General features: G+C 36.3%; 21 protein-coding genes and 1 riboswitch. Of the genes, 4 read left to right on the top strand and 17 right to left on the bottom strand.

Features of this window, described 5'->3' with window-relative positions; all coding sequences use genetic code 11:
• Nucleotides 1-13: 13 nt before the first annotated feature.
• The 6 genes from BK579_RS05670 to BK579_RS05645 form a co-directional block, all read right to left on the bottom strand.
• Nucleotides 14-682, bottom strand: a complete 669-nt coding sequence (locus BK579_RS05670) for a methionine ABC transporter permease (RefSeq protein WP_078544163.1) — start codon at nt 680-682, stop codon at nt 14-16.
• Nucleotides 675-1700 carry a methionine ABC transporter ATP-binding protein gene (locus BK579_RS05665; RefSeq protein ID WP_078544161.1) on the bottom strand — a complete coding sequence of 342 codons (1026 nt, stop codon included), beginning with the start codon at nt 1698-1700 and terminating at the stop codon, nt 675-677. Before BK579_RS05665 ends, BK579_RS05670 begins: the two co-directional genes overlap by 8 nt.
• Before the next feature lie 134 nt (nt 1701-1834).
• A riboswitch (SAM riboswitch) is annotated at nt 1835-1941 on the bottom strand.
• 319 nt (nt 1942-2260) lie between these two features.
• Nucleotides 2261-3541, bottom strand: coding sequence for an MFS transporter (locus BK579_RS05660; RefSeq protein WP_078544159.1), 1281 nt, complete (start codon nt 3539-3541; stop codon nt 2261-2263).
• A gap of 351 nt (nt 3542-3892) precedes the next feature.
• A complete protein-coding gene (locus tag BK579_RS05655) occupies nt 3893-4192 on the bottom strand; it encodes a thioredoxin family protein (protein WP_078544153.1) in 300 nt (99 codons plus the stop codon).
• A gap of 53 nt (nt 4193-4245) precedes the next feature.
• Nucleotides 4246-4614: a toprim domain-containing protein gene (locus BK579_RS05650; protein ID WP_078544151.1), complete on the bottom strand. Its 369-nt coding sequence runs from the start codon at nt 4612-4614 to the stop codon at nt 4246-4248.
• A gap of 188 nt (nt 4615-4802) precedes the next feature.
• Entirely contained in the window at nt 4803-5048 is a 246-nt protein-coding gene (locus tag BK579_RS05645) for a YusG family protein (protein WP_078544149.1), read from the bottom strand.
• A 158-nt stretch (nt 5049-5206) separates the two neighbouring features.
• Here BK579_RS05645 and BK579_RS05640 point away from each other — a divergent pair, with 158 nt between their 5' ends.
• Nucleotides 5207-5563 carry a hypothetical protein gene (locus BK579_RS05640; RefSeq protein ID WP_078544148.1) on the top strand — a complete coding sequence of 119 codons (357 nt, stop codon included), beginning with the start codon at nt 5207-5209 and terminating at the stop codon, nt 5561-5563.
• A gap of 473 nt (nt 5564-6036) precedes the next feature.
• Here the strand turns inward: BK579_RS05640 and gcvH are convergent, their stop codons facing one another.
• The 5 genes from gcvH to BK579_RS05615 all read right to left on the bottom strand — a co-directional run bounded on the left by gcvH (nt 6037) and on the right by BK579_RS05615 (nt 12486).
• Nucleotides 6037-6420 carry a glycine cleavage system protein GcvH gene (gene gcvH, locus BK579_RS05635; protein ID WP_078544146.1) on the bottom strand — a complete coding sequence of 128 codons (384 nt, stop codon included), beginning with the start codon at nt 6418-6420 and terminating at the stop codon, nt 6037-6039.
• A gap of 64 nt (nt 6421-6484) precedes the next feature.
• The gene (locus tag BK579_RS05630) at nt 6485-6841 is read right to left on the bottom strand and encodes an arsenate reductase family protein (protein WP_078544144.1); all 357 of its coding nucleotides are present in this window, start codon (nt 6839-6841) and stop codon (nt 6485-6487) included.
• 209 nt (nt 6842-7050) lie between these two features.
• Nucleotides 7051-8835: an acyl-CoA dehydrogenase family protein gene (locus tag BK579_RS05625; protein ID WP_078544143.1), complete on the bottom strand. Its 1785-nt coding sequence runs from the start codon at nt 8833-8835 to the stop codon at nt 7051-7053.
• A 22-nt stretch (nt 8836-8857) separates the two neighbouring features.
• The gene (locus tag BK579_RS05620; RefSeq protein WP_078544141.1) at nt 8858-10033 is read right to left on the bottom strand and encodes an acetyl-CoA C-acetyltransferase; all 1176 of its coding nucleotides are present in this window, start codon (nt 10031-10033) and stop codon (nt 8858-8860) included.
• Nucleotides 10034-10104: 71 nt separating this feature from the next.
• On the bottom strand, nt 10105-12486 hold the full coding sequence (locus BK579_RS05615) for a 3-hydroxyacyl-CoA dehydrogenase/enoyl-CoA hydratase family protein (RefSeq protein WP_204524773.1): 2382 nt from the start codon (nt 12484-12486) through the stop codon (nt 10105-10107).
• A gap of 228 nt (nt 12487-12714) precedes the next feature.
• On the opposite strand from BK579_RS05615, the gene BK579_RS05610 reads away from it, so the two are divergent.
• Nucleotides 12715-12864, top strand: a complete 150-nt coding sequence (locus BK579_RS05610) for a YuzL family protein (RefSeq protein WP_078544139.1) — start codon at nt 12715-12717, stop codon at nt 12862-12864.
• 284 nt (nt 12865-13148) lie between these two features.
• Here the strand turns inward: BK579_RS05610 and BK579_RS05605 are convergent, their stop codons facing one another.
• Nucleotides 13149-14066 carry a proline dehydrogenase family protein gene (locus BK579_RS05605; protein ID WP_078544138.1) on the bottom strand — a complete coding sequence of 306 codons (918 nt, stop codon included), beginning with the start codon at nt 14064-14066 and terminating at the stop codon, nt 13149-13151.
• A gap of 202 nt (nt 14067-14268) precedes the next feature.
• Here BK579_RS05605 and BK579_RS05600 point away from each other — a divergent pair, with 202 nt between their 5' ends.
• Nucleotides 14269-14604 (top strand): hypothetical protein, encoded by a 336-nt coding sequence (locus BK579_RS05600; RefSeq protein WP_235848353.1) that lies wholly within the window; start codon nt 14269-14271, stop codon nt 14602-14604.
• 21 nt (nt 14605-14625) lie between these two features.
• A complete protein-coding gene (locus BK579_RS05595) occupies nt 14626-14979 on the top strand; it encodes a spore coat protein (RefSeq protein ID WP_078544137.1) in 354 nt (117 codons plus the stop codon).
• Between the two features lie 680 nt (nt 14980-15659).
• On the opposite strand, the gene BK579_RS05590 is transcribed toward BK579_RS05595, so the two are convergent.
• The 5 genes from BK579_RS05590 to BK579_RS05570 form a co-directional block, all read right to left on the bottom strand.
• A complete protein-coding gene (locus BK579_RS05590; protein WP_078544135.1) occupies nt 15660-15905 on the bottom strand; it encodes a YusU family protein in 246 nt (81 codons plus the stop codon).
• Between the two features lie 63 nt (nt 15906-15968).
• Complete coding sequence (locus BK579_RS05585) at nt 15969-16742, bottom strand: (2Fe-2S)-binding protein (RefSeq protein WP_078544134.1); 774 nt, start codon at nt 16740-16742, stop codon at nt 15969-15971.
• 3 nt (nt 16743-16745) lie between these two features.
• A complete protein-coding gene (locus BK579_RS05580) occupies nt 16746-17555 on the bottom strand; it encodes an ABC transporter ATP-binding protein (protein ID WP_078544133.1) in 810 nt (269 codons plus the stop codon).
• Nucleotides 17528-17779, bottom strand: a complete 252-nt coding sequence (locus tag BK579_RS05575; RefSeq protein ID WP_268876551.1) for an iron chelate uptake ABC transporter family permease subunit — start codon at nt 17777-17779, stop codon at nt 17528-17530. The genes BK579_RS05580 and BK579_RS05575 overlap by 28 nt, the downstream gene beginning before the upstream one ends.
• Before the next feature lie 747 nt (nt 17780-18526).
• Nucleotides 18527-19477, bottom strand: a complete 951-nt coding sequence (locus BK579_RS05570) for a Gfo/Idh/MocA family protein (protein WP_078544131.1) — start codon at nt 19475-19477, stop codon at nt 18527-18529.
• Nucleotides 19478-19510: the final 33 nt, after the last annotated feature.

Raw genomic sequence — 19510 nt, 5'->3', positions numbered from 1 at the left:
TTTAACTCCCCTTTTATCTTTTATCTATTTTAGAAGTGACAATGTCACCAATAAACTGAAGTATAAATACAATAACCAAGATAAGTGCTGTTGCAACAATTGTTACTTGATTGTTAGATCGTTGAAATCCTTCTAGATATGCCAGATTCCCAAGTCCACCTGCACCGATTACTCCCGCCATGGCAGTATAACTGACTAGAGCGATTGCCGTTACAGTTATTCCAGATACTAATGCTGGTTTTGATTCTGGAAGAAGTACTTTTAAAATGATCGTACTTGTTCTAGCTCCCATTGACTTAGCAGCTTCAATAACACCTTTATCGATTTCTCGTAATGCAATCTCAACCATTCGTGCATAAAATGGCGCAGCTCCAATGATTAAAGCTGGAAGAGCAGCATCTGCACCAAGAATGGTTCCTACAATTGTTTTTGTAAATGGTATCAATAGGATAATCAATATGATGAATGGAATTGAACGAAAGATATTCACCACTGCTGCTATAACAAAATTAAAAAATTTATTCTCCCATATGTTGCCCTTTGACGTCAGAAATAATAACAATCCTAAAATAATTCCTAAGAGAAATGTGACTAAGACTGAAATTACTGTCATATATAAGGTTTCATTTGTGGCAATAATTACACGGTCCCATTTGACCTCTGGTAATAGCTCATTAAGCATTTGCTACCACCTCCACTTCTACTTGTTGCTCTTTTATATAATCAATCGCTCGTTCAACTTCGGTTAACTCTCCATCCATATGAATGAAAAGTGTTCCATACGAACCATTTTGTGTTTGTGAGATTTTCCCTTGGAGGATATTCACATTAAGTTCAAAGTGACGAATGATATGTGTAATAACTGGCTGCTCTGCAGCTTCTCCTACAAAAGTTAATTGTACGACTCTACCATTTGGGTATTGATCAACCAGGTGTGCAATTGTCTCTTTTGTTTCTTCTGGTTCGGTGACTTGTTGGACAAAACGCTTAGTAATCGGTTGCTTAGGTTTTTTAAACACCTCTAGTACTTCGCCTTGTTCAACAATAGCTCCACTATCCATAACTGCTACACGATGACAAATTTTACGGATAACATGCATTTCATGTGTTATTAAAACAATGGTTAAACCAAGTCTTTCGTTAATATCAACTAATAATTCTAAAATGGAATCAGTAGTTTGTGGATCAAGTGCAGAGGTTGCTTCGTCACAAAGTAATACTTTAGGGTTATTTGCAAGTGCTCTTGCAATCCCGACTCTTTGTTTTTGTCCACCACTCAGTTGGGAAGGATAAGCATTTTCTCTACCTTCAAGTCCCACAAGTTTAATTAACTCATCTACTCTTTGTAGCCGTTTCTTTTTGGGAACTCCGTTTATTTCTAATGGGAAGGCGATGTTTTCCCGAACTGTTCGAGACCATAGTAAGTTAAAGTGTTGAAAGATCATACTAATTTCTCTTCTTGCTTTCCGAAGAGACGTTGAATTTGCTTTAGTGATATTATGACCTGCAACATCAATCGTTCCATTTGTCGGTGTTTCTAACCCATTTAATAATCGAATTAATGTGCTTTTCCCAGCTCCACTATATCCAATAATTCCAAATATTTCTCCTGAATTTACATTTAAATTTATATCATTAACTGCCGTTACCTTATTGTTTTTCGATTCATAGATTTTTGATACGTTCGACAATTTAATCATGTTTTTCACCTTCCTTCAAATCCCTACACACAATACGTTTAGTTTACTCTCAGAAAATTAATACATGTATTTTTTCTAATCAAACAAAAAATGCCACTTCTACATATGAGCAGAAAGGCATGGTTTTTCCCTTTCTCTCATTTCCCAAAGCTAACGCTTTGTGTGAATTGGCACCATTTCAACAAATGTTGACGGTTGCCGGGCTTCATAGGGCACATCCCTCCACCTCTCTAAATAAGAGTAAATATATATGTGATTGTATGTGATTTTTAAGTACGAGGGTGATTGTATAACAATAAAAATAGGTTGTCAATTATTATATTTAGATAATCAAGACTAGCTTGTGAGAGCTCCCTTTTATTTTAATTGTCCCACCAAATAAGAAAACCCTTTCAAAAAATCCAAAAAAATGTTTTATACTTAATAATAAATGCCAAACAAGTCTCCAAAGAGAGGTTCGACATAATTTTCCGAGGTTTATTTTTATTATTATAAAAAAGAACTAATAAAACGAAATTATTAGTTCTTTTTGTATAAATTTCCCGAGAAATATGTCAATATCATGAAATCTTTGCAAAAGTTTGTTGAGGCTTCATTCGAGCACGATCTTTGAACATAAAATAAAAATATAGCGAGCCTATTAAGTACAAGCTTGCGGTTATACTGAATACATAAGCATAACCCCAATATGCCCCATATATAACGACTATGGACGTTGATACAGGTCCCATCAATGCCCATCCTAATGAGAAAACCATTTGATTAACTGAGTTTGCGAAACCTTTCATTGAATCATCAACACGGGCCATCATCAGAGATGCTTGTATTGGATTACCGGCATTCATAAGCGCTTGTCGAAATAGGAAACCAATTGAAGCCAAGAGAAGGCTTTCTGTATAAGCGGTTAATAGTAAGAATGGCAAAGAACAAAGCTGCAAATAAACAACAGCCTTTACTTCACCCACTTTTTTAACTACTAATGGACCAATGATCATCGCTATTGCCGTTGCTGCTTGACCTAAAGATAAAATGATTCCTATTGTAGAATTATTTGTGTTAAAGCGGTCAGCAAAATATAAATTTAAATATGGAATCACGAGCCCTGACCCAAACCCGATGATTAACTGTGCAATCGCAAATAGGGCAATAAGTTTGAAATGCTTTCTATTTTGATTCCATGCCTTTTTTATTGAGAATTTCTTTTTATTTATTGAATTGACTTTTACTTTCGTTTGTTCACTCATTTTAAAAATTGGTAATATCCCTATAAAAAAGATTATGGATGCTATGATTAATGTAATCCTAATACTCCATATTTGTGGAATCTGAAGAAGTATGGAAAAGGTGTCAGTCAACAACCCTCCAGCAGCATTACCAATTACATTTGCAACCATCATTGTCGCTGCATGGTAACTAAATAAATGAACTCTCTGGGATTGATTAGAGTTTTCAGCTAACCAAGGGATGGCAGATACCTGAATAAATGCATTTGATAATCCTCCAATAAATGCAGCGATTAACAAAAAAGACTCCATTTCAAATATACTTCTTGCCATTAATGCACAAGCTGTAGTTACAATTCCCAATAACATGACTTTTTTTCTTCCCAAGCGATCACTAATGATACCAGCCGGTATTAATATAATTGCTGAAGCAAGTGCCGTCATTGCAATGATATTTCCATTCAAATTTTCGTTAAAGCCCAACTCACGAATATAAAAATTATAGATAACCATAAAAATTCCCATTCCAATTTGTGTACAAATATTGGTAATGAAAAACAATTTTATATTTGAGTTGTATGAAGAAAATTGTTGTTTCCATTCAGTTACGATGTTCATGAATTTACCTCTATTTTAGTTCATTAATTTTATTTCGAATCCCTAAATATCATACATCAATGAACTAAAATTGCAAGATAAAGTACAGAATAGTTCTTTTTTTGACATGAATTCATTAAGAATTATTTAGGTAAAGGTTTCATCATTGCGCTCCAATTACTTTCCAGAAAGCATTCCGGAAGTCCTGTTAATAACTTAGTGCCCTTCGCTTCGATCTCCCCGCTTTCCGCGGGCGGAGTGTGAGTCGCTTTATCTCCTTAGTAATCTCAGGTCAACCAATGTCTATCACATCCAATGTTTTAATAGACGAACCTTTCCATTCAAAAAAAAAATCCCCCGAAGGAGATTGGATTACTTGAGTATCGAGTAGAGATATTGTACTGACTGAAATGCGTAAATTTGCTCAACAATTTCTCGGTCCTGAACTTTAACTAGACATGGGACACTCTTGATTTCCCACTTTTCAGCTAACTCAGAAAAATAATTCAAGTCACACATACCTATTTCAAGGTTAGGGACTGTTTGTTCAACAACATCTAACATCTTTTTTGCTAGTTGGCAGGTACCACAAAGGGGTGTATACAAATAGATAAAGATTGTACCACCCCGTTCTAAGTTTGACTCGATAACTTCTTTATTCCATTCAATCATTACTATTCCCCTTTTGTTAAAATTGATTGTTACATTCATTTTAACAAAAGTATCTACAAAAAGTCAGCGTGAACATCAATATCCGCACCTAGAAGAACGGTGGCAATATGTTGCTCTGGTGCAGTTGCTACTTCCCGATAGTTTCTATCGACATATAGATGTTCTGCTTCTGGAAGTTCCCTTTTAAATTGTTTTCTCAATTTATCACCAGAATCATCTGAGTCAACAAGGATGTATACGTCTTTGTTAAAAAGATATTCAATTAGCTCATCAAGCCTTGAAATACTAATTGTCCCGTTTGTACAAATGATTTCAATCTGATCTTTTAATACTGCCTCAACCTTTTTTTTATCCGATTTACCCTCAACGATTAAAACCCTTTCTATTTCTTCATTAATCAATATAATCACCCTGTTTTTCATTCTAAAACGTTATAAATTATTATTCTTCTTGCTTTTTGATTATTCCTTTCCATATTTGTTTTTAAAATAGGATATGCTATATCACAGCTAATGGTTATCATTAGGTTTCATTTAGTTTTTCATTAGAGATTAGTCAAATCTTATGGAGGAAAAGGGTTATGAAAAAAGACAGAGGTCACCCGCTGTCTTTAACACCAACCATTTTCATCATCACAATCTACATATTTCTGATCAGGACCCGTAGTAATATCTACAAATTGATAAATTTTACTTTCTTCCTCTTCGAATCCATTATTCAATTCATATTCATTTCCTTGACGAGTAGTCACCATTCTTCCGATTGGCTCATTTTCTAAAAATAAGTCAACTTGATTCTGTCCTATTTTTCCTACAACGCGATCTGTTATATCTAAACGTCTTTTTTCAAGTACCATTTTTAACACCTCTTAATGAAGGATAAACTTATCTTTTGCATTTATCTATCAAGATAATCTAACGAATATTTCCACAAACTTTATAAAGGTAGTCATATTACTTGATAGGACATGCGTAAGATAGAGTAGTGACCGCCACACGGAAAGGAGTTATCTTTATGCTGTCAAAAACGATGTCTACAATATTTACTATCCTGTTTTTATTATTCTTATTTGGAGTGACCTCATATTTAGAGAATGCACATGTAGAAGAAAATGACTCCTTATCTGGTTTCCTTACTAGTTATTCAGCAAATGGTGAAGTGGAGGAAACTGGTGCTAATGAAGGAGCTGACCAAGCGCTTGAGAACATTATTCCGGTTTTTGAAGACAGACTTGTCGATACACAGCTTAAGGACGGGTATATTGTGGAGGAATATCGTGAGTATGAGCTTTATATAGACGAAAATGGGAAGCTTCTTAAAACGGTGCCTACGTCAAACTACAACTATATAAGGTATGACATTAATTACTAATATCGGAGGAAGCGTGCGTCTCCACATAGCATCAATTTGAGTATCTATTGTATTTTGTAGCTATACTGAATTCCCTTTCATGTCTTATCCTTTGTCAACTAACGATCAAAAGTAAATAAGCGGAGATTTTTCCGTTAATTGAAGATTAGAGCTCGTTTTGGGGGAAATAAGGGAAATTTTTCCCTCTATACAAACCAAAACTATCTATTTCCAAGCTTTTAGAGTCAAATAAAAGAAATTTCTCCGTCTATTTAAGCTATTTTCGGTGTTATTAATAAATTAAGGGGAATTTTCCCCTCTATTTAGTAGATCAAAGTGCCTAACCTGATGCCATAACCGATAAAAGTGAACTCTTTACTATCTCAGATGCGGAAATCAGAATCTCTTTTTATCGACTAGTTGAGAAAATACTATAATTAAAAAGCTGCCCAAAAAGTGCGACACACTCTTGGACAGCCTTTTTTATTAGTAACTTAGTCTTGATTCACCATTTCTTCATATTGTTCTGCAGTCATTAAGCCTTCTACTTGGCTTGGTTCGGATGGTTCGATTACAATCATCCAAGCTTTTTCATATGGTGATTCATTAACAAACTCTGGGCTATCATCTAACTCTTCATTGATTTCAACAATTTTTCCGCTTATTGGGGCATAAAGCTCTGAAACAGTTTTTACTGATTCTACGCTTCCGAAAGGCTCATTAGCTTCAATTGTATCTCCAACTTCTGGTAGTTCAACAAACACGATATCACCTAGTTCAGATTGAGCAAAATCTGTAATCCCAATACGGATACGATCTCCTTCAACCTTTACCCACTCATGTTCTTCTGAATAACGTAATTCCTTTGGTGTATTCATTTTAATGTTCCCTCCATGATTATGTAAATTATATGATTAAAAGATGTTCGATCTTTTAATTTTATTAAAGCCATGTGTCCTTATACTGTTCCTCTTTGAAGCCCAGTGTTACTTTTTCACCATCTGTTAAAAGTGGTCGTTTAACAAGCATACCATCCGAAGCTAATATATCTAATAGTTCATCATCTGTGCTAGTTTTTATTTTATCCTTTAATCCTAGTTCTCGATACTTTTGTCCACTCGTATTAAAGAATTTTTTTAACTCAAATCCGCTTTTTTGATAAAGGTCAGCTAGTACCTCACGTGACGGATTTTGTTCGACGATGTGTACTTCCTCGAAAGAGATATTATGCTCTTCTAAAAGTTTTTTTGCATTGCGACATGTACTACATTTTGGATACCAATAAAATGTTAAAGCCATAACCTCACCCCATTCTTAGCAAAACATTCCACTCTAATTTTTTATTTTAACATATGCCTTGTCCAATTCATAATATCCAAACTAAAACTTATAAGAATTTTGTTTATAAATAATGCTTATTAACTTATAAGAAGCATTCCTTTTATAAAAACGTCTAACTAAAAGGTGCTTACCTTTTAGATAAGCACCTTTTCAAAGTATTTTTTTATTTACACTGTAAACTTTTCTGCTTCTATTACACTTGCTGCGATTTCACGTTTTTTAGCAATCACATTAACTGGTGTATAGCGAGTAAATTTACGTAATGCTGAAAGCATCATTCTTAGTGCGTCACCTTGTTCTGTCGCAATTAATGTTTCTTTGGCATGTGCTTCAATTTCATTAAAAGCTTCTTGACAGTATACTTGAGTATATAAAACCTTCTGACTATTCTTCTCAAAGCCAGTTCTATTAATGGCTTTCTCAGTTCTTAGTACTGCTGATTCCATCGCATATACATTACTCACAATGTCCGCAATATTAGCTAAAATTTCCTGTTCTTTTTCTAGTGATTTACCATACTTCTGTACAGCTAAACCAGCAATCAGCAAGCCAATTTTCTTGGCATTTTTAACAAGATATTTCTCTTGTTCTAACACTCCGTCTCCAACTTCTTCTGGCATTAACATCATTAATTCCTCTTGAAGAGCCTGTGCTTTTTGTAATAAAGGAAGCTCACCTTTAAATGCTTTTCTTAAGAACGTTCCAGGTACTAATAGGCGATTAATTTCATTCGTTCCTTCGAAGATACGATTAATACGTGAATCTCGGTAAGCTCTTTCCACCTCATATTCAGCCATAAATCCATATCCACCATGAATTTGTACACCTTCATCCGCACAATAATCAAGGGTCTCTGATCCAAACACTTTATTTAATGAACATTCAATTGCATATTCACTAATAGCTACAGCGATCGATTTGCCATCCTTTACCTCTTCGTCAGTTAATTGTCCCATACGGTCTTCATACAAACCAACCGTACGATATACAGAGCTTTCCATCGCATAAGTTTTTGTCGCCATATTCGCTAGCTTTTCCTGGATAAGAGTAAATTTAGAGATCGGCGTTTTAAATTGTTGACGTTGATTCGCATATTTGACAGCCAATTCGATGATATTTTTAGAACCACCAATTGTACCAACAGCTAATTTATAACGACCGATATTTAAAATATTGAAAGCAATAATATGACCTTTTCCTAGCTCCCCTAGGAGATTTTCTTTAGGTACAGCAACATCCTCCAAAATTAACGTACGTGTTGAAGAACCTTTAATTCCCATCTTCTTTTCTTCAGGTCCAGTTGAAACACCAGAGAAAGCCCTATCAACAATAAATGCTGTAAAGTGCTCACCATCCACTTTTGCATAAACAACAAATACATCAGCGAATCCGGCATTTGTAATCCACTGCTTTTCGCCATTTAAGATATAATGTGTTCCTTCAGCATTTAATTTCGCTGTTGTTTTCGCACCTAAAGCATCTGAACCAGAACCAGGTTCAGTCAACGCATAGGCAGCAAGTTTTTCCCCGGTCGCTAAGTATGGTAGGTATTTTTGTTTTTGTTCTTCATTTCCAAATAAAACGATTGGTAAAGATCCAATCCCCACATGCGCTCCATATGATAAAGAAAATCCACCAGCACCAGAAAACTTTTCTGTAATTACGGCAGAACTAATTTTATCAAGCCCCAATCCACCATATTCCTCAGGGACATCTACCCCTAATAAACCTAAATCCCCAGCCTGTTTTAAAAGCTTAACGGAAATGTCGAAATTATGATTTTCAATTTCTTCAATATGTGGCTTTACTTCTCCACTGATAAAATCTTCAGTCGTCTTTCCAATCATGATATGCTCTTCATTAAAATCCTCTGGTGTGAAAATCTGATCCGCTTGTAAATCCTCGATTAAGAATGCTCCACCTTTAACTAAACCTTCAGTCGTTTTTGACATATTTATATCCTCCTCTTATTGGTTAAATAAGTTCAAATACTCCCGCAGCACCCATTCCGCCACCAATACACATTGTTACAACACCGAATTGCTGCTGTCGTCGGTGTAATTCATGTAAAAGTGAAAGTGTCAGCTTTGCACCTGTACATCCAAGTGGATGACCAAGAGCGATTGCACCGCCATTTACATTCACTTTATCTTCATCTAGGCCTAGCTCACGAATAACTTGTAATGATTGTGAAGCGAACGCTTCATTAAGTTCAAACAGATTTATATCAGAAAGTTCAAGGCCAGCCATCTTTAATGCCTTTGGAATGGCTGCAACCGGTCCGATTCCCATCACTTCTGGTGGAACACCAGCAACTGCGAATGATCTAAACCTTGCTAATGGCTTTAAGCCCAAACTTTCAGCTTTTTCACGATCCATGACCATTACAGCTGCAGCACCGTCACTTGTTTGTGAAGAATTTCCAGCTGTAACCGATCCAGTCACCGAAAATGCCGGTCGTAATTTAGATAAAACCTCCAAAGATGTATCGGCCCGAATGCCTTCATCTGTTGAGAAGGTAAAATTCTTTTCCTTCAACTTATGATCCGGTCCCACCGATCTAAAAGTTACATCAACTGGTATGATCTCATCTACGAATTTTCCTTCATGGATTGCAGCAGTCGCTCGAGCATGACTCCGCACTGCAAATGCATCCTGATCCTCTCGACTGATTCCATACTTTATTGCTACCTGCTCAGCAGTATGTCCCATTCCCATATAGTACTCCGGAGCACTTTCTGCAAGTTTTGCATTAGGACGAACGACATGCCCCATCATTGGGACAAGACTCATTGATTCTGCACCACCCGCAATAATCGTATCTGAATGTCCTAACATAATTTTTTCAGCCGCATAAGCAATTGATTGAAGCCCTGAAGAACAATAACGGTTAATTGTAATTGCTGGAACTGTATGTGAAAGCCCTGCAAGTGCACCAATATTTCTAGCCATATTTAGCCCTTGTTCCGCCTCAGGCATCGCACAACCTATAATTAAATCATCGATATTCCCTTCGTAATTTCCTGCTCGTTTTAATGTTTCTCTAACGACTAAGGCGCCTAAATCATCGGGTCTAACACTTGCTAGTGAGCCTTTTTTTGCTTTTCCTACTGGAGTTCGAGCCCCTGCAACAATGACTGCTTCCCTCACAATATTCCCCCCTGTTTTTCGTTTTTAGAGTTTACTAGAGCTTTTCTTGTAATCTATTAAAAAATAAGGCATTAATTACGTAATGGTTTACCCTTTACGAGCATATGCTGCATTCTTGCTTGTGATTTTGGTTCACCAACAAGACTTAAGAAGGCCTCACGTTCAAGGTCAAGTAAGTATTGTTCATCTACTTCTGTACCAAATGAAATTTTTCCACCTGAGATTACAGTTGCAAGTTTTCCAGCAATCTTTAAATCATGATCTGAAATATATCCAGAGTATTTCATTGTCTGAGCACCTAATAAAAGTGCAGCATATCCAGATTCTCCGGTAACTGGAATTTTCTTGCGGACAGGAGCTTTATATCCAGTATCATACAAGGAAATTACCCTTTGTTTTGCGTCATGTAATAAATGCTCACTATTAAAGCTCACACCATCATCTGCCGACAAAAAGTTATTTAGTCGCGCTTCTTCTGCTGATGTAGATACCTTTGCTGTAGCAATTGTCTCAAAGACCTTATTAGCAACGTTTTGTAAATCATAATTTACTCCATTTGCCATTCCTTCTAAATGATGAATGTATAATTCTTTGTTACCACCACCACCAGGAATCAAACCAACACCTGCTTCCACTAGTCCCATGTATGTCTCGCTTGATGCTTGAATAGCGCTTGCAGGCAAGCAAATTTCTGCCCCTCCACCAAGTGTCATTGCAAACGGTGCAGCAACTACAGGCTTTGCACTATATTTAATGTTCATCATCGCTTGTTGGAAGTGTCGTACAACCATATCTATTTCAAAATAATTATCATCTTGAGCTTCCATCAAGATCATTGCAAGGTTTGCACCTACACAGAAGTTTTTACCTTGGTTCCCGATAACAAGCCCTTTAAAGTTGCGATCCACTTCATTGATGGAGTAGTTAATCATTTGGAGAATGTCTGGTCCAATTGAATTACTTTGTGAATGGAATTCAAGTAATGCAACATCATCTCCTAAATCAACTAAACTAGCACCACCATTCTTTTTAATCACACCTTTTTCATCTTTTAAGCGCTTAATATTAATATTCTTTGGATTCTGTTGTAATGAAACATAGTCTCCATTTTGATAATAGGAAATGCTAGAACCTTCCCTCTTATAAAAGGATGTAAACCCTGAGGCTAACATTTCATCAATCCACTTTGGAATCTCGATACCGTCGCTCTTCAGTCGCTCGACAGATTGTTTTAAACCAATTGCATCCCAGGTTTCAAACGGCCCTAATTCCCAACCAAATCCCCATTTCATCGCTTGGTCAATCGCAACAATATCATCAGCGATTTCTCCCAATAGTGCAGCTGAATAAACTAGTGTTGGGCTTGTAATATTCCATAAAAGCTGACCAACGCGATCATTTGCATAAATAAGTGTTTTAACTTTGTTAGCAAGACCCTTTTGTTGCTTGCTCATTTCAATTGAAGGTGATGATAACTTCTTACGTGGTTCATACTCTAGAGTTTTTGGATTTAGCTCAAGGATTTCTTTTCCTTTTTTCAAGAAAAATCCTTGACCTGTTTTACTGCCAATCCAGCCCTTTTCAAGCATCTGCCTCATAAACCCAGGGACTTCGAATACATCCTTTTCAGCCCCGTCAACTTGCTGATAAACATTATTAGCAACATGAACGAACGTATCTAAGCCAACTACATCCAATGTCCTAAAGGTGGCACTCTTTGGTCGACCTACAAGTGGCCCAGTAACAGAGTCCACTTCACCTACACTGTATTCTCCTTTTAGCATCTCTCTAAGTGTCACAAGGAGACCATATGTCCCTATCCGGTTTGCAATAAAGTTTGGCGTATCTTTTGCAAACACGACACCTTTTCCAAGTACATCTTCTCCGAACATTTTCATGAAGCTTAACACTTTTTCGTCCGTATGTTTCGTTGGTATGATTTCAAGTAATTTTAAGTATCTAGGAGGGTTAAAGAAGTGAGTACCAAGAAAATGCTTTTTGAAATCTTCGGATCGTCCGTCAGCCATTGCTTCGACTGAGATCCCTGATGTATTTGAACTTACAATGCTTCCTTGCTTTCTAACTTCATCTACCTTTGCGAACACTTTCTTTTTTATCTCAAGGTTTTCTACAACCACTTCAATAATCCAATCAACCTCTGAAAGCTTTTCCATATCATCTTCAAAGTTACCTGTCGCTATCAATGACGCATTATGTTTCGCAGTTAATGGAGCAGGTTTTTGCTTAAATAATTTTTGTAGCGCTGTATCTGCTAACCGATTTCTAACAAGCTTATTACCGATTGTAAGCCCTTTCTTTTTTTCGGTTTCTGTTACATCCTTAGGAACTATATCTAGTAATAATGTGGGTATCCCAATGTTCGCTAAATGTGCAGCTATCCCTGAACCCATGACTCCCGAACCTAGAACAGCAGCCTTCTTAATACGCTGGATCATTCATCGTTTCCCCCTTTTGAACTTTGAATGAATACTCATTCATTTTGTGGTTAAAAAAATATCCGCTTTTCAGATATGATTTCTTACTAATAATATATCTAATTTTACAAATCTATGCAATAAATAGTTCATTTTTTTTCGACTTATCTGTAAAATTCAGATCATTCTAATCCTCAGAATTGAAACCAAGGTAAATGGTGATTCTAAAAACGGAGGTGATTTGTAATGGCAAAGCGAGATAAAAACCCATCGAAAGCTGCTGTTAGTGCAGCAAGTGTAAAAGGAAATGCTGGTCCACATACAAGAGAGCATTTTGGTAAAACTCAAACAACCAACCAACAATACGGTTCAGATTCAACTCAAAAGGACTTTTAATTAAGTAATGTCACGACCTCTAAGGCCGTGACATTACTTTTTTACCTTCGCAATAGAAAGCTTTGGAGGTATTTCATTGCAATTTAGTTTGCACAATGAAGTATGAAAATAGTTTTTTGCTCATCAAGTACTTGGAATGAGCGGAGAGCAATGCCACTCCTGCGGGATACACGGGGTACAGTGAGACCCCGCAGGAGCCTGCGACGAGGAGGCTCACCGTACCGCCCGCGGAAAGGGCATGGATCGCAGCGAATGGAAAGTTTAATCCACTTTTTTACGGTAGACTATTTCTTAATAATCCCTTTCAATACAAACGCAACATTAGCCGGACGTTCTGCTAATCTGCGCATAAAGTAACCATACCAATCGTTACCAAATGGCACATATACTCTCATCGTATATCCTTCTCCTGCTAATTGCTCTTGTCGCTCCGGACGAATCCCATACAACATTTGAAATTCAAACTGATCTTTACTAATGTTTTCTTCTTTTACTAATTGCCTTGTATATTCAATCATCTCATCATCATGAGTAGCAATTGCCGTATAGTTTCCGTTCAGCAAATGCATTTTTATGATTTTTTTGAAATTTTCATCTACATCTTTCTTATCCGGGAAGGCAACTTCAGGGGACTCCTTATAAGCTCCCTTCACTAGACGAAGGTTGGGTTTATATGAATTGAGATCCTCCATGTCAGCTACTGTTCGATAAAGATAAGCTTGAATGACCGTACCGACATTATCAAACTCTTTTTTTAGTTCTTTGAAAACATCAATTGTTTTTTGACAGCGAGAATAATCCTCCATATCAATGGTCACAAATACATTATGTTTTCTTGCTGCTTCTAGGATTCTACGCATATTATGCATAACAACCTTTTCTGAGATGTCAAGACCCATTGAGGTCATCTTTAAAGATAGCTGCGCATTTAATTTGTCTTTACCAATTGCTTCAATAGCCTTGATTGAGTAATCAGCCATTTCATTAGCTTCGGCTTCATTGTCAACGAATTCTCCCAAATAATCCAAAGTTACAGCTAAGTTCTTTTGGTTTAATTCTTTAATCGTCTTTACTGCTAATGGTACTGTTTCACCTGCGACAAAACGGGCTGCACCAAATCTTAGACCGTATTTTTTCGCTACTTTTGTTAACGGCCTATTTTTTGATAAAAATAAAAAGAAGTTTCTCATTAATTGTTCCATCAGTAAGCCCCCATTTCCCCAAATAAGACTTATATATATTTTTGTAGAATAATACCCTCATTTTATCACCAATCAAACTCCTTGAATATTAGTTACTAAAAATTTTGTCGAGATATTACTCATTTTGTCAAAAAGAAAGAGAATAGTATGGTTCATTTAAGGAACGATAGTAAAGAATTACTTTTTACATAGGAGGGTTTCTATGCAAGGACAACAACAAAATCAGCAAAATCAGCAAACAATTCCGAATACAATGAAGCAAAATCAGCAAAATATTCAGTCTCAGCCGCCACAAGTTCTTTCAACCAAGGATGTTTTATATCTTACTGATATGATGTCTTGGAATCTTACGGCGTTAAAAAAGGCTCACTTTTTAGAAAGCCAATGTCAGATTCCTGAGATTAGTCAAGCAATGCAACAGGCTTGTGAAATGCATGAGCGTCATTATCGCACGATTCTAGGTCATTTAGACCCAACAAACCAACCAACACAATCTCAATCTCAACAACAACAACAACAACAACAACAACAACAATAATTTCAAGTTAGGAGGTTTATTATGCAACAAAACCAAAACTCAAGCATGATTAAAAACCCAAAGTCAACCGTACCAAAAACGCCCGATATGAATGATCGTGATTTCTTAAATGACATGCTTGCAACTGAAAAGTACATGACAGATGCTTATTGCACAGCACTCAATGAGATGAGTCACGAAGCTCTTTATCAAGACGTACGTCAAATTTTCAATGAAACTCAAGACTGCCAGCGCCAATTATTCAACCTCATGTATAAAAATGGCTGGTATAAATTGGAAGCTGAAGAACCTCAAAAGGTACAAAAAAAGCAGCAACAATTCTACAATTATACAACGACCCAATTTCCAAACCACGGGAATGGAATGTTACAGTAACAGTATATAAAGTTAAGGATGGTTTCGTGAAAGCGATGCCATCCCTCTTTATTTTTACATACAAAAGAGATAGCAACTTTTTCGCTATCTCCCTTTTTATTAAGCTATTCACATAAACTTTAGAGTTTATAAAAAAAACGCTATAAACCTGTATAACTGGTTTTGTTTTGAAGTGAAATATGAATTAACATTGCTTTTTCTATAGTAATTCGCACCAAAATTAAAAAGCAATATGGCAAGTAATCCGAAAAAAAATGCTCGGAGACATATGCTTCAAGCATTTTTCATCCCAATATAAGCACCGGTTAGCGATTTACAAATCTACAAAAGTTGCCAGCAAATAAGCTACAAAAATAAGGGAAGAAATTCCTCTTATTGAGGAAATAGCACCAAATATAGAGTAAATAAAGGGAAAAATTCTCCCTATTTACGCGAAAAACATTAAAATGGACCATTTTGCTTTGACTTAACGGGAAAAACTTCCCTTATATCACCCTAACCAAGCCCAATTCTGCAGGCTAACGGGAAAAACTCCCCTTATAAAAAATCAGAGGTTAGTTTTTTTATTCGAAATCCGAACCCGTTAAACCAAGTAGTTTGGCTTTTTCCCGACCATTCTAATCTATTCTTACATTTACTTTAAATTAGCTCAATAAAACAAATCCTTCAGAAAAGATTCTTCATTTCTTCGCGCGGTGTTCTTCATTTAATTCCTTAATTTCATTAACTAATTGTTTCATTCCATCTTTCGCATCAGGATATGTCTCATTCCAGTGCTTTGCAAGTGGTGGCATTGATTTGGCAATATGGGAATAAAGTGCCCACATTTGAACCTTTTCAATTAACTCAGGATCACTTTTCCCTACCATTAATTCCGTGTATTTTTCTAACAGACCATTAAATTGTTCTTTTAGCTTTTGTTCCAATTCACTCTCCCCCTTTCATCTTATTGGTAAAGGAAGGATACACACACTGATATCAGTTTATCACTAAATAGCAGCTTTTTTAAATTGCAGTGGACATGTAGTACATTTGGTTTGCTCTGCATTTGTTTTATAGTACAAACAACACGTAGAGCGAACCCTTATTTCTTGGTCGGTAACTTCCAGCTTTACTTTTTTATGATAAAATTTTTGAAGAGGATTTTTACGATATGCACCAAACAAGTCGGACTTCGCCTCCGTTACAACATACGAGAAATCATCTTGAATTCTCGCTTTTGTCACTTCATCAAAGTCTCCATTTTCTTCAAGTAACCGTTCGTAAAACCAAAAGATATATATTGCGATATTTTCCCAAAGAGTCTGTTTAGAAAGATTTGAAACAGAAGCCAATTGTTTAACCACAACATCTATGTGTTCATTAAAGATTCCATGAATAGTCTCATCACGCCATGCGATCCTTTGCTCATCAGTTGACTCGACGGCTGTATCTTCAAAAATAAATGTAGGTAGCCAAATATCACCCTTTTGATTAACATCCAATAACACATTATTAATCGAAGTATTTAACCGTTTATTTAATATCGTCATTGAATATAGGGATAATACTGCAAAAAAACCATATCTTTTTGCAAACATCGATCCTGCCACTAAAAGGTCTGGAGCATTGATACTTTCCTTGATATCAGTCAAAAAGGCGACTAGATTTTCCTTAATTAGTAGATCCTCCAATTGGACAATAGAATCCATATTCAAAGAAGCCTCCCCTAAACGATATTGTTTTAACTGATCAATTTCCTCTTTTAGAAGATTCATCTTCATTTCTTACACACCCACTCTATTTAAAATACAACGTCCTTTTCCATGTGGGATACATAAAGGAGTCCCAAATAAGGGGTCAATGGTAACCTCACAATTCATATCAAAGACATTCTTAACTAAGTCACAATTAATCACATGTTCTGGTTTTCCTTCTGCAAATATTTTCTTATCTTTAATTGCAACAATGTGGTGAGCATATCGACATGCAAGGTTTAAATCATGTAATACCATGATTATCGTTCTTTTCTCTTTTTCATTAAGTTCAAATAGCAAATCTAATATTTCAATTTGGTGAGTCATGTCAAGATATGTTGTTGGTTCATCTAGTAGAATGATCTCAGTTTGCTGTGCCAATGTCATCGCAATCCATGCTCTTTGGCGTTGACCCCCTGAAAGTGAATCAACTGGTTTATCAGCCAACTCTTCCATTCTTGTTGATTGAAGTGCGTTGTTAACAACTCTCTCATCTTCTTCAGTCCATTGCTTTAACCAGCTTTGATAAGGATATCTTCCTTGTTTGACTAACTGCAGGACGGTTAGTCCCTCGGGTGCTATCGGTCCTTGTGGTAATATCGCTAACTTTTTTGCAACTTCTTTTGTCGCGAGCCTAGAAATGGAATGCCCTTCTAGTAAGACTGACCCCTGCTGAGGTTTAAGTAAACGCGCCATTGAACGTAATAGCGTCGACTTTCCACAACCATTTCCTCCAATAAAAACGGTAATTTCACCCTTTGGAATATGAAGGTTTAGCTCATCTATAATTAAAGAATCACCATATGATAATTTCAGATCTTTTGTTTCCAATGCATGCATATCATTAACTCCCTCCCTCTATTTAGAAATTTCGGCTTTTTACATAATAAATAAATGATATAAGGTGCACCTATTCCTGCTGTGAACACCCCTGCTGGAATGTGTAGTGGAGTGACCGTTCTGCCAAATAAATCGGCAATCATTACAAATACCCTTAAATAAATATCAGAGCTAAAAAGATGCATGCGCAACTTAGAATTAATGACTGCTGGTGTTAAATCAATCCATTTTCCAAGTTTAATACGTAATCAAACCAGGTAATTCATATATTTGCTAACTAAATTGATATATTATAAACCCTAGTCGTAAACACCTAAAAATGCAGCTAAAGGTACCACTGTATACTTACTGTAAAAGAATTGTTTTTATCACTAAAATTCCCCAAAAAAGATACAAACGCAACAAAAGCTCCTCATGTTAGGATAATACGTTCTGGCGATGCAAGTGATTGTCTAATGACTCCACGGTAAGCTATCAGCTACTATCTCATTGCTAGCACTCACTAGGAATCCGATAGTAACCCGTGGAAAACCTAGCTAATTGTTAAGTGGTTCTTCTTGTTCTCTTCATTAACACTTGAATAATTTTATACAAGTGTTAAGCTCACCCCACTGCTGATGTTTTCTATAAATATAAGTCTATTTTAAGTCGTTTGTGAAGTCAATGATTTTGAAAATCATTTTCATTTACCAGTTTACAATTTTGAGAACGTATTATTACTCTAGCGGTAAATGAAAATCAATTAACAAACAAATTATATTCATTCAGCAATATTGCAATAATACTGTCAGGTTGAAGTTCAACTTAAACTAGTGATAATCCAATCTACATGTTAGTTGATGCAACAGACGAACACCTGAAGAAACCAACTTCCTGTCTCAACGCCAGACCCCGTCACTTTCCCGCTGCCTCTTAATCTTCATAAAAAAAGTAGCCATCCCTCAACGGAACAGCCACTAATCATTAACTACCTATCTATTTCTCAACTTCTCCAAAACAACCTGCGCTTCATATCCAGCTGCAAAGTCATAAAGCTCTGCTTTCTCTCCATTAAGAGCTTTTACAATATTACTTATAAGGCTATCTGATTGGTCAACCATTTCTATCGGTTTGATTGACTCTCCCAGTTTTCCACCTTCAACTGCAGACCAATTAATTAAAGAAAGAGTTCCTTCTGTGCCATAAGCAGTAAATGATATCCTCTCATCACCTGCGATATCACTTAGACCATTTATGATGAATGGAATACCGCCTTCTAATTCAAGATTAGCAAAAATTCCAACTTCTGATCTCGCTTGATCACTTGGTAGCTCTAACAAACTTTGAATTGGCTTAACGGAACCAAAGATGCGCTGAGTTTGTTGGATAAAGTGGACACCCACCTCAAGAACAAAACCACCTTGTTCCCTACTTGCCACCCAATCGTTTTGTTGCCAAGATCGCGGCCACTGTGGAAAGTGCATAGTTAGTTCTACTCTTCGTAATTCCCCAACATAACCTTCATCAATTAGCTTTTTAAACGTGTTCGCACCAGGACTATAGTTTAAAGGAAAATTCATCGCTTGTGTAATTCCTTTTTCATTGGCTTTGTCCATCATTTCTTTTGCTTCTTCAATCGAATTAGCAAGAGGCTTTTCACATAAAATATGTATACCCTTTTCAATCACATCTAAAGCAATTTTATGATGAAACTTCGGTGGAACTGCAATATAAACTAAATCCAAGTTTGTTTCATTAATCATTTCATTGTAATCTGTATAGCCTTTAACTCCATCAGCTTTACTAGTCATCGCCTCGACTCGCTCCGTCATCGTATCACAAACAGCAACTACGCTTGTCTCCGGATACTGCGAAAATGCTCCAATCAGCCTTTCCCCTATTGCTCCTAAACCTATCACACCAACATTTATTGTTTTAGCCATCTTTATTCCCCCACATTTCTTGTTCTATGAAAC

The organism is Litchfieldia alkalitelluris (assembly GCF_002019645.1).
Lineage (GTDB): Bacteria > Bacillota > Bacilli > Bacillales > Bacillaceae_L > Litchfieldia > Litchfieldia alkalitelluris.
This window is presented reverse-complemented; position numbering and strand designations above follow the sequence as displayed.